Origin of the sequence: Microvirga sp. TS319, assembly GCF_041276405.1 — a bacterium.
In the GTDB taxonomy this organism is placed as follows: Bacteria; Pseudomonadota; Alphaproteobacteria; order Rhizobiales; family Beijerinckiaceae; genus Microvirga.
This window is the reverse complement of record NZ_JBGGGT010000002.1, coordinates 2428029-2440727: the sequence shown is the minus strand read 5'-3', so window position 1 is coordinate 2440727 and position 12699 is coordinate 2428029. Positions and strand designations below refer to the sequence as shown.

Annotated in this window: 10 protein-coding genes; 7 read left to right on the top strand and 3 right to left on the bottom strand. The window is 65.0% G+C overall.

Annotation, left to right across the window (positions count from 1 at the left end; genetic code table 11):
• Positions 1 to 368 precede the first annotated feature (368 nt).
• Both tyrS and AB8841_RS20860 read right to left on the bottom strand, forming a co-directional pair.
• Positions 369 to 1631, bottom strand: a complete 1263-nt coding sequence (gene tyrS, locus AB8841_RS20865) for a tyrosine--tRNA ligase (protein WP_370437714.1) — start codon at positions 1629 to 1631, stop codon at positions 369 to 371.
• 84 nt (positions 1632 to 1715) lie between these two features.
• Positions 1716 to 2381: an alpha/beta hydrolase gene (locus tag AB8841_RS20860; protein ID WP_370437713.1), complete on the bottom strand. Its 666-nt coding sequence runs from the start codon at positions 2379 to 2381 to the stop codon at positions 1716 to 1718.
• A gap of 235 nt (positions 2382 to 2616) precedes the next feature.
• On the opposite strand from AB8841_RS20860, the gene AB8841_RS20855 reads away from it, so the two are divergent.
• The 7 genes from AB8841_RS20855 (at position 2617) to AB8841_RS20825 (ending at position 10760) form a co-directional block, all read left to right on the top strand.
• Complete coding sequence (locus AB8841_RS20855; protein ID WP_370437712.1) at positions 2617 to 3789, top strand: cysteine desulfurase family protein; 1173 nt, start codon at positions 2617 to 2619, stop codon at positions 3787 to 3789.
• A gap of 68 nt (positions 3790 to 3857) precedes the next feature.
• The gene (gene sufB / locus AB8841_RS20850; protein WP_370437711.1) at positions 3858 to 5330 is read left to right on the top strand and encodes a Fe-S cluster assembly protein SufB; all 1473 of its coding nucleotides are present in this window, start codon (positions 3858 to 3860) and stop codon (positions 5328 to 5330) included.
• 129 nt (positions 5331 to 5459) lie between these two features.
• Positions 5460 to 6212, top strand: coding sequence for a Fe-S cluster assembly ATPase SufC (gene sufC, locus AB8841_RS20845; RefSeq protein ID WP_370437710.1), 753 nt, complete (start codon positions 5460 to 5462; stop codon positions 6210 to 6212).
• 2 nt (positions 6213 to 6214) lie between these two features.
• Positions 6215 to 7528, top strand: coding sequence for a Fe-S cluster assembly protein SufD (gene sufD / locus AB8841_RS20840; RefSeq protein ID WP_370437709.1), 1314 nt, complete (start codon positions 6215 to 6217; stop codon positions 7526 to 7528).
• A 112-nt stretch (positions 7529 to 7640) separates the two neighbouring features.
• On the top strand, positions 7641 to 8876 hold the full coding sequence (locus AB8841_RS20835) for a cysteine desulfurase (protein WP_370439329.1): 1236 nt from the start codon (positions 7641 to 7643) through the stop codon (positions 8874 to 8876).
• Positions 8877 to 8887: 11 nt separating this feature from the next.
• Positions 8888 to 9271 (top strand): SUF system Fe-S cluster assembly protein, encoded by a 384-nt coding sequence (locus AB8841_RS20830; protein ID WP_370437708.1) that lies wholly within the window; start codon positions 8888 to 8890, stop codon positions 9269 to 9271.
• Positions 9272 to 9539: 268 nt separating this feature from the next.
• Complete coding sequence (locus tag AB8841_RS20825; RefSeq protein ID WP_370437707.1) at positions 9540 to 10760, top strand: FAD-dependent oxidoreductase; 1221 nt, start codon at positions 9540 to 9542, stop codon at positions 10758 to 10760.
• Here the strand turns inward: AB8841_RS20825 and ybaL are convergent.
• Positions 10659 to 12536, bottom strand: coding sequence for a YbaL family putative K(+) efflux transporter (gene ybaL, locus AB8841_RS20820; protein WP_370437706.1), 1878 nt, complete (start codon positions 12534 to 12536; stop codon positions 10659 to 10661). The two genes, AB8841_RS20825 and ybaL, sit on opposite strands and share 102 nt — an antisense overlap.
• Positions 12537 to 12699: the final 163 nt, after the last annotated feature.

Genomic DNA, 12699 nt, shown 5'->3' with positions numbered 1-12699 from the left:
GCATCGGATGCGGGTTCGACTTCACGTCCGATGCTGTCGCCATGTGGCGAACGGGAGGTCCGCTTCAGCAAGAAATGCGGATCGGGATTTCTGGGAAATGCCGCTATGGCGGGAAGGGGCGGGCCTAGAGCCTTTTCCGCAAAAGTGGATGCCGGTTTTGCGAAGAAAAGGCGTCTTTCTCAAACAACAAATGCCTTTTCCGTGAACCGAAGTTCATGGAAAAGGCTCTTGAGCCCCTGCGCCGTCATGCCCGGCCGTGAGCCGGGCATCTCGGTCTTTACCGGCTGCGGTTCATAATGACGCGCATGGCCGCAACGAGTGCGGCCATGAACGTGAGAAGGGCCGGGCCCTATCGCCCCTTGGAGCCCTTATACCGCCCGCAGGAGCACGTGCTTCTTCTTGCCGAAGGAGAGCTTGATCACGCCTTCGCTCGTGAGATCGGACAGGCTCAGGCTGCCGCGCTCGTCCGAGACCGTCTGGTCGTTCACCTTCAGGCCGCCGCTCTTGACCTGCCGGCGAGCCTCGCTCGACGAAGGCACGAGCTTCGCGTAATCGGGCCCGAAGGCGGTCAGCACGCCGAGCCCGTCCTTCAGGACGTTGGACGGAACCTCGATGGTGGGAAGGCTTTCGGCGAGCGTTCCCTGCTCGAAGGTCTTCTGCGCGGTCTCGGCGGCGAGCTGCGCCGCCTCGCGCCCGTGGAGGAGCGCGGTGGCCTCGGTGGCCAGAACCTTCTTCGCCTCGTTGATCTCGGCGCCCTGCAGGGCCGAGAGCTTGGCGATCTCGTCCATGGGCAGGATCGTGAAAAGCTTCAGGAAGCGGGAGACGTCCGCGTCCTCGGTGTTGCGCCAGAACTGCCAGTAATCGTAGGGGCTGAGCATGTCGGCATTGAGCCAGACCGCGCCCGAAGCGGTCTTGCCCATCTTCGCGCCGGAGGCCGTCGTGAGGAGCGGGCAGGTGACGGCGTAGAGCTGCGGCGTGCCGAGACGGCGGCCGAGATCGATGCCGTTGACGATGTTGCCCCACTGGTCCGAACCGCCCATCTGCAGAACGCAGCCGTAGCGCTTGTTGAGCTCCACGAAGTCGTAGGCCTGGAGGATCATGTAGTTGAATTCCAGGAACGACAGCTCGTGCTCGCGCTCCAGGCGCAGCTTCACGCTGTCGAAGGACAGCATGCGGTTGACCGAGAAATGGCGGCCCACGTCGCGCAGGAAATCGATGTAGTTGAGCTTGGTGAGCCACTCGGCGTTGTCCACCATCATGGCGTCGATTGTCCCGCCGCCGAAGTCGATGAAGCGCGAGAAGACGGTCCTGATGCTGTCCTTGTTGGCTTCGATCTGCTCGACCGTCAGGAGCTTGCGGCTCTCGTCCTTGCCCGAAGGGTCGCCGACGCGCGTCGTGCCGCCGCCCATGAGCGTGATCGGCCTGCCGGCCCCGGTCTTCTGGAGCCAGTGCAGCATCATGATCGAGAGCAGGTGGCCCACGTGAAGGGACGGGCCCGTGCAGTCATAGCCCACATAGGTCGTCAGACGGCCCTCGAGGGCCGCGGCATCCACGCCCTCGAAATCGGAGGTCTGGTGAATGAAGCCTCGCTCGGTGAGCACTTTGAGGAATTCGGAACGTGGCGCGTTCATCGCGGCTCTCGTCTGTGATCGGTGGTCTTCGTAGGATGACGGGCATCACACGATGTCGTGCGATGCTCCTGAAAATGGCCGGCTTCAGGCCGGCTGCTCGGCCTCTTGCGTGCTGCCGAGGCGCTTGTCGAGATACTCGTCGACCGCCACCATCAGCTCCTCGACCCGGCCGTCGAAGAAGTGGTTGGCGCCTTCGACCACGGCGTGCTCGAGCTTCACGCCCTTCTGGGTCTTCACCTTCTCGATGACGCTGACCACGTCCTTGACCGGGGCCACGCGGTCTTCCGATCCGTGCACGAACAGGCCGGAGGACGGGCAGGGGGCGAGGAACGAGAAATCGTAGCGGTTCGCCATCGCGGCGATCGAGATGAAGCCCTCGATCTCCGGGCGGCGCATGAGGAGCTGCATGCCGATCCAGGCGCCGAAGGACACGCCGGCGATCCAGCAGGCGCGGGCATCCGGGTTCATGGCCTGGGCCCAGTCGAGGGCCGCTGCGGCATCCGACAACTCCCCCTGACCGTGATCGAAGGAGCCCTGGCTGCGCCCGACGCCGCGGAAGTTGAACCGAAGGACCGCGAAGCCGCGCTTCACGAAGTCGTAGTACAGGTTGTAGACGATCTGGTTGTTCATCGTCCCGCCGAATTGCGGGTGCGGGTGAAGGATGATGGCGATCGGGGCGCCCTTTTCCTTGGCAGGCTGATACCGCCCCTCGATACGACCGGCGGGACCTGTGAAGATGACTTCAGGCATATACGCGAACCTCTTGATCGCCTCTCTGTGAAGAGAGGGAAACCCCCGTGCGACCTTGACTCAAGGTCTCGGATTCCCTTAAGAAACCCTTAGAATATTTCTAAACTGTTCCACTGTTTCAATTGATCCCGAGGGTTCAGCCGTCGGGCGAAACACGAGCAGATGTGGTTGCGGTGCTTTAACACGGCAACCAGGGTCATTTGCAAGACATTCGTGAGGCTTGAGGCTGACAGCCATGGCGATGGGCCAGCGCACATATCTCGATCATAACGCGACCTCACCCCTGCGGCCGGAGGTAGCGGAGCAGGTCGTGCGCGCGCTGCAGCTGCCGGGCAATGCCTCGTCCGTTCATGCGGAAGGCCGTGCCGCCCGGGCGGAGATCGAGGCGGCGCGGGCCGCCGTCGCGAGGCTTGCCGGCGCGAGGACCAAGAACGTTGTCTTCACGAGCGGCGGCACCGAGGCCGCGAATCTCGTGCTGACGCCGTCCTTCCGCCGTCTCGGCCAGGCAGGCGCGACACGCCTCCTGATGGGCGCTGCCGAGCATCCCTGCATTCTCAACGGCCATCGCTTTCCCACCGAGAACGCCGGAACCATTCCCGTCGACGGGAACGGGATCGTCGATCTCGCCTGGCTCGAAGCCTCCCTGAAGGGCGCGCCCGACGAGCGCGTTCTGGTCTCCGTCCAGCTCGCCAACAACGAGACCGGCGTTCTCCAGCCCGTTTCCGAGATCGCGCGGCTGGTTCATGAGCATGGCGGGCTCGTCCATACCGATGCGGTGCAGGCGGCGGGCCGGGTTCCGGTCGATGTCGCGAGCCTCGGCGTCGATGCGCTGACGCTCTCGGCCCACAAGCTCGGCGGCCCGAAGGGGGCGGGGGCCCTGGTGCTCGCCTCGGATCAATACGAGATCGGCGAGCGGCTGATCCGGGGCGGCGGGCAGGAGAAGAACTACCGGGCCGGGACCGAGAACGTGGCGGCCGATGCGGGGTTCGGCGCCGCGGCCGATCTCGCCCTGGCGGGGCTGGAGCGGGAAGCCGCGCGGCTGCGGGAGCTGCGCGACGAGGCACAGGCGCATGTGCGGCGGATCGCGCCGGACGCTCTTGTTGTGGGTGCCGGAGCGGAAAGGTTGCCTAACACCTTGGCCTTTGCCATACCCGGCCTCAAGGCCGAGACGGCATTGATCGCCTTCGACCTGGCGGGCATCGCCCTGTCTTCCGGTTCGGCTTGCTCGTCCGGGAAGGTCAAGCGGTCGCATGTGCTCGACGCCATGGGCGTGGAGCCGGCCCTCGCGGAGGGCGTTTTGCGTGTGAGTTTGGGGTGGTCGACCACAAAAGAGGACGTCATCCGCTTCGCGGAGGCGTGCGAAACGGTGGTGGCCACCTTATATAAGCGGAAGGCGAGCGCGGCTTAGAAGGCCCGCCAGTTTTCCATGTCATATCAACCCGCGGCCCTTGAAGCCGTGAGAGGTGGGAGAGACAGATGCCTGCAGTGCAGGAGACGATCGATCAGGTTCGGTCGATTGACGTCGAGCAGTACAAGTACGGCTTCGAGACCGAGGTCGAGATGGAAAAGGCTCCCAAGGGCCTTTCCGAGGACGTGATCCGCTTCATCTCGGGCAAGAAGGGCGAGCCCGAGTGGATGCTCCAGTGGCGCCTCGACGCCTACAAGCGCTGGCTGACCATGAAGGAGCCGAACTGGGCGCGCGTGTCGTACGACAAGATCGACTACAACGACATCTATTACTACGCCGCACCCAAGAAGAACCCGGCGCCGAAATCCCTCGACGAGGTGGACCCCGAGATTCTCAAGACCTACGAGAAGCTCGGCATTCCGCTGCGCGAGCAGGAGGTCCTGGCCGGCGTCGAGCCGCAGAACCGCGTGGCCGTGGACGCGGTGTTCGATTCCGTCTCGGTGGCGACGACCTTCAAGGAAGAGCTGAAGAAGGCCGGCGTGATCTTCATGCCGATCTCCGAGGCGATCCGCGAATACCCCGACCTCGTGCGCCAGTATCTCGGCTCGGTCGTGCCGGTGACGGACAATTTCTTCGCGACGCTGAACTCGGCGGTCTTCACGGACGGCTCGTTCGTCTACGTGCCGCCGGGCGTGCGCTGCCCGATGGAGCTGTCCACCTATTTCCGCATCAACGAGAAGGATACGGGCCAGTTCGAGCGCACGCTCATCATCGCCGACAAGGGCTCCTACGTCTCCTATCTCGAGGGCTGCACGGCCCCGAAGCGGGACGAGAACCAGCTCCATGCCGCCGTGGTCGAGCTGATCGCCCTCGACGACGCCGAGATCAAGTACTCGACGGTTCAGAACTGGTATCCGGGCAATGCCGAAGGCAAGGGCGGCATCTACAACTTCGTGACAAAGCGCGGCGATTGCCGGGGGCGCAACTCCGTCATCACCTGGACCCAGGTCGAGACCGGTTCCGCGATCACCTGGAAGTATCCGTCCTGCATCCTGCGCGGCGACAACTCACGCGGCGAGTTCTACTCGATCGCCGTGTCGAACGGCATGCAGCAGGTCGATTCCGGCACCAAGATGATCCATCTCGGCAAGAACACCTCGAGCCGGATCATCTCGAAGGGCATCGCGGCCGGCAGGTCCGAGAACACCTATCGCGGCCTGGTTTCGGCTCACCGCAAGGCGACCGGCGCACGCAACTTCACGAATTGCGACTCGCTCCTGATCGGCAACGAGTGCGGCGCCCATACGGTGCCCTACATCGAATCGAAGAACGCCACCGCCGTGTTCGAGCACGAGGCGACGACATCGAAGATCTCGGAGGATCAGATGTTCTATTGCCAGCAGCGCGGCCTCTCCGAAGAGGAGGCGACGGCGCTCATCGTGAACGGCTTCGTGAAGGACGTCCTGCAGCAGCTCCCCATGGAGTTCGCCGTGGAGGCCCAGAAGCTCATCTCGATCTCGCTGGAAGGCTCGGTCGGTTAATTCGGCAATCGGACGTGGGGGCCCGGGACAGGCCCGGGCATGACGCGAGACGCCTCAGGCCCGTCGCCTCAGGCCCGTCATGGGCCGGATTCGATCCGGCCATCCACGCCTCAACAACGGAATACTCAGATGCTCGAAATCAAGAATCTTGTTGTCCAGATCGAGGACAAGCGCATTCTCAACGGCCTCAACCTCACCGTGAACAAGGGCGAGGTCGCCGCCATCATGGGCCCGAACGGCTCGGGCAAGTCGACCCTGTCCTACGTGGTCGCCGGCAAGGAGGACTACGAGATCCTCGACGGCGAGATCCTGCTCGACGGCCAGAACCTGCTCGAAATGGAGCCGGACCAGCGCGCGGCGGCCGGTGTCTTCCTGGCGTTCCAGTACCCGCTGGAGATCCCCGGCGTCGGCACGATGACCTTCCTGAAGGCCGCCCTCAACGCCCAGCGCAAGGCGCGCGGGCAGGACGAGCTGACGACGCCCGACTTCATCAAGCAGGTGAACGCCGCGGCGGCAAAGCTCGAGATGCCCAAGGACATGCTCAAGCGCGCCCTCAATGTCGGCTTCTCGGGCGGTGAGAAGAAGCGCATGGAGATCCTGCAGATGGCGCTGCTCCAGCCGGCCTTCTGCATTCTGGACGAGACCGATTCCGGCCTCGACATCGACGCGCTGCGCATCGTGTCCGAGGGCGTGAACTCGCTCCGCTCGCCGGATCGCGCGTTCCTGGTCATCACGCACTATCAGCGCCTCCTGAATCACATCGTGCCCGACACCGTCCACGTCATGCATGGCGGACGCATCGTGCGCACCGGCGGCAAGGAGCTCGCGCTCGAGCTCGAGGCCAACGGCTACGCCGATTACCGGGAAAGCGAGGCCGCGTGACCATGGCCGACGTGACCCTCATGAAGACGCCGGCGGAAACCGCGCTGGTGCAGGCCTTCGAGAGCGTCAGGACGACGCTTCCGGGCGACGCGGAGTCGCGCGCCCAGGCCTTCGAGCAATTCTCGTCGCGCGGGCTTCCGCACCGCCGGGTCGAGGAGTTCAAGTACACGGATCTGCGCGCGCTCCTGCGCGAGGTCGCGCCTTTCGCGGCCGTGCCCTCGGCGGAAGAGGCCACGGCGGCGCTGCGGGACGCGAAGGCGTTTACCGGCGTGAGCGCGCTCGAAGTGCCGTTCGTGAACGGGCATTTCGTGCGTGAGGCCGTCGACTTCCACGCGCTGCCCGAAGGCATCGAGATCGTGCCCCTGCGCGAGGCTCTTGCCAACGGCCACGAATGGCTGGCGAAGCTCAGCCCGGTTCCGTGGGCGAGCGACAACCCGGTCTATCAGCTCAACACCTCGTTCATGGCGGATGGGGTGATGGTCCGCGTTGCCGGCTCGGTCGAGACGCCGGTTCATCTGCGCTTCGTGACGGCTGCCGGTTCCGCGGTCGCCACCGCCACGCGCGTGCTCGTGGTGGTGGAGGACGACGCGTCCGTCACGCTCCTCGAAACCCACGAGAGCACCGACGGCGTGAACCATCAGCCGAACGACGTGGTGGAGATGATCGCGGGCGACCGGTCGAACGTGCAGCACGTTCGCCTCAACGCCGAGGGCGACAAGACGCTCGCCCTGTCGACGCTTGCCGCGAAGGTCGGCGCCGAGGCGATGTTCAACAGCATCAACGTGGTGGTCGGCGCCGCCACGTCGCGCCATCAGGTCTACGCCATTCTCGACGGCGAGAACACGCATCTGCGCGTCAACGGCGCCTCGATGCTGAAAGGTTCGCAGCACGGCGATTCCACCCTGGTGGTCGAGCACAATGCGCTCCATTGCGAGAGCCGCGAGCTGTTCAAGACCGTGATCGACAACGAGGCCACGGGCGTCTTCCAGGGCAAGATCATCGTTCCGCATCACGCCCAGAAGACCGACGGCCGCATGATGTCGGCGGCGCTCCTCCTCGCCGAGGGCGGCTCCATGAACAACAAGCCGGAGCTCGAAATCTTCGCCGACGACGTGCAGTGCGCTCACGGCGCCACCTGCGGCCAGCTCGACGAGGATCTCCTGTTCTACCTCATGGCCCGCGGCCTGCCGCGCAAGGATGCCGAGAGCCTTCTCGTCCAGGCCTTCCTGGGCGAAGCCATCGAGTTCGTGGAGAACGAGAGCGCGCGCGAGGCCCTGGTCGGCACGGTCGAGGGCTGGCTGAAGGCCCGTTCGTAAAACCTCCTCGTCATGCCCGGCCCCGTGCCGGGCATTCGCTCTTCGATGACGAGGAAAGACGTGGATGGCCGGGTCAGGGCCCGGCCATGACGGCAGAGAAACGGTTCAGGCGATGAACATGCAAATCAAGCCCTACGACGTCGAAACGATCCGGGCGCAGTTCCCGATCCTGTCGCAGCAGGTCTACGGCAAACCGCTCGTCTATCTCGACAATGCCGCCTCGGCGCAGAAGCCGAAGGTCGTGATCGACGCCATGGTGAACGCCATGGAGACGGGGTACTCCAATGTCCATCGCGGCCTGCATTACATGGCCAACGTGGCGACCGAGGGCTTCGAGCGGGCGCGCGAGACGGTGCGCGCGTTCGTCAATGCGGATTCGGTCGACGAGATCGTCTTCACGAAATCCGCCACGGAAGCCTACAACCTCGTGGCGGATTCCTTCGGCCGCATGAATATCGGGGAGGGGGACGAGATCATCCTCTCCATCATGGAGCATCATTCCAACATCGTGCCCTGGCACTTCCTGCGCGAGCGCAAGGGAGCCGTCATCAAGTGGGCTCCGGTGGACGACGAGGGCAACTTCCTGGTCGAGGAATTCGAGAAGCTCTTCTCTCCCCGCACGAAGATCGTCGCCATCACGCACATGTCCAACGTGCTCGGCACCGCGACGCCCATGAAGGAGATCATCCGCATCGCCCATGGTCATGGGGTTCCGGTCCTTGTGGACGGGGCTCAGGGCGCCGTGCATCTCGATGTGGACGTGCGCGACCTGGATGCCGATTTCTACGTGTTCACCGGCCACAAGGTCTATGGTCCGACGGGCATCGGCGTTCTCTACGGCAAGCGCGCGTTCCTCGAGAAGATGCCGCCCTACCAGGGTGGCGGCGAGATGATCCGCGAGGTGCGCGAGGACGCGATCACCTACAACGATCCGCCGCATCGCTTCGAGGCGGGAACGCCGGCGATCCTCGAGGCCATCGGCCTGGACGCCGCGCTCCGCTTCATGATGGAGCTCGGGCGCGAGAACATCCGCGCCCATGAGGAGGCTCTCGCGGCCTATGCCGACGAGCGCCTGCGCGCCATGAACTCCATTCGCATCATCGGCCAGGCCAAGGGCAAGGGCCCGATCATCGCCTTCGAGATGAAGAACGCCCATGCCCATGACGTCGCGACGATCATCGACCGGCAGGGCGTGGCCGTCCGCGCGGGCACCCATTGCGCCATGCCGCTCTTGACCCGATTCGGCTCCACCTCCACCTGCCGTGCATCATTCGGCCTCTACAACACCATGGAAGAAGTCGATAAACTGGTGGACGCCTTGCAGAAGGCCGAAACCCTGTTTGCCTGAAGGATAGACCTGTGAACGATCAGACCCCCATCCAGGACGGGCCCAATACGCCGCAGGTGTCGCCCGGCGCAGGGATCCCCCCGGAAGAGCTCGACCGCATGACGGACGAGATCATCGCCGCGCTCAAGACCGTCTACGATCCGGAAATCCCGGCGGACATCTACGAGCTCGGCCTGATCTACCGCGTCGATATCGACGACGACCGGAACGTCGCCATCGACATGACCCTTACGGCTCCGGGCTGCCCGGTCGCCGGCGAGATGCCGGGCTGGGTCGAGAACGCCGTGGCCTCCGTGCCGGGCGTGCAGAGCGTCAGGGCCACCATCGTGTTCGATCCCCCGTGGGACCAGAGCCGCATGTCCGACGAGGCGCGCGTCGCCCTCGACATGTGGTAACCGACACCGGTTCCGCGAATCCTCCCGCATCGTCCCGTCATCCCGGGGCAAGCGTGGCGACAGCCCGGGATCCCGAGCCGCTGACGGGGCAGAAGGAAGCGGGCAGGTGCCGTTGCACTGCACCTCGACGCGTCGTGGTCATGGTTCTCCGCCTTCGCGGGGATGACGATACAGGGCGCACCGGAACGGGACGGTGCATCCCGCGTTGCGCATTGCCGTCGGAAATGTGCTAAACTTACAGCCTCATCCTGCCGGGAGGAGGCCGACTATGGACACGCCCCGGGTCCCTGAAACGCTTCAGGCCCGCTGCTGCATCGTCGGCGGCGGACCGGCCGGCATCATGCTGGGCTATCTGCTCGCCCGGCAGGGAACGGATGTCCTCGTCCTCGAAAAGCACGCCGATTTCCTGCGGGACTTTCGCGGCGACACCATTCATCCCTCGACGCTCGAGATCATGGGCGAGCTCGGCCTTCTCGAGGAGTTCCTGACCAGGCCGCATCAGGAGGTGCAGAGCGCCAACCTGAGGATCGGCGACACTTTGCTGAAGCTCGGCGACTTCTCGCATCTGCCGACCCACTGCAAGTTTCTGGTCTTCATGCCGCAATGGGACTTCCTCGATTTCCTGGTCGGGCATGCCCGGTCCTATCCGGGTTTTCACCTGCGCATGCGGACCGAGGCCGTGGACCTGATCGAGGAGGGAGGGCGTATCTCCGGCGTTCGCGCCATGACGCCGGATGGTCCCCTCGACGTGACCTGCGATCTGGTCGTCGCGGCGGACGGGCGGCACTCCGTCATGCGGCAAAAGGCGGGCCTTCCGGTGATCGATATCGGGGCCCCCATGGACGTGCTGTGGTTGCGGGTCTCCAAGCTCCCCAGTGATCCCACCAATCTGCTCGGACATATCGAGGCGGGGCGGATGCTGGTGATGCTCGACCGCGGCGATTATTGGCAATGCGCCTATCTCATCCCCAAGGGGACATTCGAAACCGTCAGACAGGACGGCATCGACGCTTTCCGGCGCAATCTGGCAAGCCTCGCTCCGTTCCTGGGGGCGCGGACCGAGGAGATCCGAGGCTGGGACGACATCCGGCTCCTGACCGTCACGGTCGACCGGCTGACGCAATGGTCCAGGCCGGGTCTTCTCTGCATCGGCGATGCGGCGCACGCCATGTCGCCGATCGGAGGCGTCGGCATCAATCTCGCCATCCAGGACGCGGTCGCGACGGCGAACCTCCTCGGGCCCTCCCTCAAGAAAGGCACCCCCGCGCCGGAGACGCTCGCCCTCGTTCAGAAGAGGCGGGAGCTTCCGACGCGGCTGACGCAAGGGCTGCAGGTGCTCATCCAGAAGCGGCTGATCGATCCCGTTCTCAAGACCACGGGCCCGGTGTCAGCGCCCTGGCTCCTCCGCGTGCTGGCCGGCGTGCCGTGGCTCCGGCGTCTTCCCGCCCGCCTCATCGGCATCGGCTTCCGGCCGGAGCACGTGCGGTAGGGTAGTCTCGCCGGCCTGCTCCTGCGCAGCCCCATCCGTCACGCTCTCGATCGTGTCGGCGTCCTCGACGGACGCGAGGATCGGGGCTCGCGGCGCATCGGGAACCGCCGAGATCATGGCCCGGGCGATTTCCTGCTCTCCCATCACCACCCGGGTCGCGCCGTATTTCATGACGTGATCTTCCTGGGCGGCGGAATGGACGCGCACCACGATCGGCAGGTCCGGGTTGAGCCTGCGGGCCTGCTCGACGACCTGTCCGCTCTCGAACGCATCCGGAATGGCGACCAGAAGGCAGCGGGCTTCCCCGACATTCGCGGCGACGGCGACCTCCGGATCGGCCGCATTGCCGATCAGGGTTTCGACACCCTCCTGCGGCAGGCTCGTCAGCTGGGTCTTGTCGGTCTCGACGATCAGGAACGGCGTTCCGGTCGCGGCGAGCTTGCCGCTGATGAACTTGCCGACCCGGCCGTGGCCGACGAGGACCACATGATCCGCCAGGGCCGTTTTCGGAAGCGGCTCTCGCGTTGCAACGGGTGCCTCGACCGGAGCCGATGCGGCTTCGGCCTCGGTCGCCTTCTCGGGTCTCGCGGCCTCCCGTCGGGCGAACCAGCGGTCCAGCAGCGTGAACAGGAACGGATTCACCAGAATCGAGAGGATCGCGCCGGCCAGGATGAGATCGCGTCCCTCGCTCGGCAGCAATCGGAGTTCCACGCCGAGGCCGGCGAGGATGAACGAGAACTCGCCGATCTGGGCAAGGCTCGCCGCGATGGTGATCGCCGTTGTGTCGGGATGCCGGAACAGGCGGACGATGCCGTAGGCGGCCAGCGACTTGCCGACCACGATGATCAGGAACGTGGCGAGCACCGGCCCGAAATTATGGATCAGGATCATCGGGTCGAACAGCATTCCGACCGAGACGAAGAACAGCACCGCGAAGGCGTCGCGCAGCGGCAGCGTTTCGGAGGCGGCGCGATGGCTCAGCTCCGATTCGCTCAGGACCATGCCGGCGAAGAAGGCGCCGAGGGCGAAGGACACTCCGAACAGCTCGGCCGCCCCGAAGGCCGTGCCCAGGGCGATGGCGAGGACCGACAGGCGGAACAGCTCCCGGGAGCCCGTATGCGCCACGTAATGCAGGATCCACGGAATGACGCGCCGGCCCACGACCAGCATGACCGCCATGAAGGCCAGGACCTTGCCGAGGGTGAGGCCGAGCGAGATGGCGATCGACTCGAGATCCGCGCCGGAACCCGCCGTCGCCTTGGCGAAGGCCGGGAGCAGCACCAGGGTCAGCACCATGGCGAGATCCTCGACGATCAGCCAGCCGACCGCGATATGGCCACGCTCGGTTTCCACGAGGCGGCGCTCCTGCAGGGCCCGCAGCAGCACGACCGTACTGGCCACCGACAGGGCAAGGCCGAAGACGAGGCCGCCTTCGAGGCTCCAGCCCATCAGCCAGGCGAGCCCCATCCCGAGCAGCGTGGCGCTGGCGATCTGGACGATGGCGCCCGGAACCGCGATGGCGCGGACGGACAGGAGGTCCTTCAGGGAAAAATGCAGGCCGACGCCGAACATGAGCAGGATCACGCCGATCTCGGCGAGCTGGTTGGAGAGCGTCTGGTCGGCCACGTAGCCGGGCGTGAAGGGCCCGACGAAAACGCCGGCCAGGAGATAGCCGACGAGGGGAGAGATGCGAAGCCGCTGCGCGATGGCGCCGAGAACGAAGGCCAGGACGAGGCCGACGACGATCGTGGATATCAGCGGCATGTGATGCGGCATCGGTTCTCCTCTGATGGGATTTGTCTTGGGAAAGGTCTTGGGAGAGGGTCTTGGGAGAGGTCTTGGGGAAAAGTCTTGGGAAAAAGCATACCCCGTATGAGGCACGTGGCCGCCGATCACAACCCTGTTGATCTCGACGTTTGCCCCTGGATCTCTTATCTAT

Bases quoted from the DNA above. Each gene is read 5' to 3' on its own strand.
- tyrS (WP_370437714.1), bottom strand. From the start codon at position 1,631: ATGAACGCGCCACGTTCCGAATTCCTCAAAGTGCTCACCGAGCGAGGC.
- AB8841_RS20860 (WP_370437713.1), bottom strand. From the start codon at position 2,381: ATGCCTGAAGTCATCTTCACAGGTCCCGCCGGTCGTATCGAGGGGCGG.
- AB8841_RS20855 (WP_370437712.1), top strand. From the start codon at position 2,617: ATGGCGATGGGCCAGCGCACATATCTCGATCATAACGCGACCTCACCC.
- sufB (WP_370437711.1), top strand. From the start codon at position 3,858: ATGCCTGCAGTGCAGGAGACGATCGATCAGGTTCGGTCGATTGACGTC.
- sufC (WP_370437710.1), top strand. From the start codon at position 5,460: ATGCTCGAAATCAAGAATCTTGTTGTCCAGATCGAGGACAAGCGCATT.
- sufD (WP_370437709.1), top strand. From the start codon at position 6,215: ATGGCCGACGTGACCCTCATGAAGACGCCGGCGGAAACCGCGCTGGTG.
- AB8841_RS20835 (WP_370439329.1), top strand. From the start codon at position 7,641: ATGAACATGCAAATCAAGCCCTACGACGTCGAAACGATCCGGGCGCAG.
- AB8841_RS20825 (WP_370437707.1), top strand. From the start codon at position 9,540: ATGGACACGCCCCGGGTCCCTGAAACGCTTCAGGCCCGCTGCTGCATC.
- ybaL (WP_370437706.1), bottom strand. From the start codon at position 12,536: ATGCCGCATCACATGCCGCTGATATCCACGATCGTCGTCGGCCTCGTC.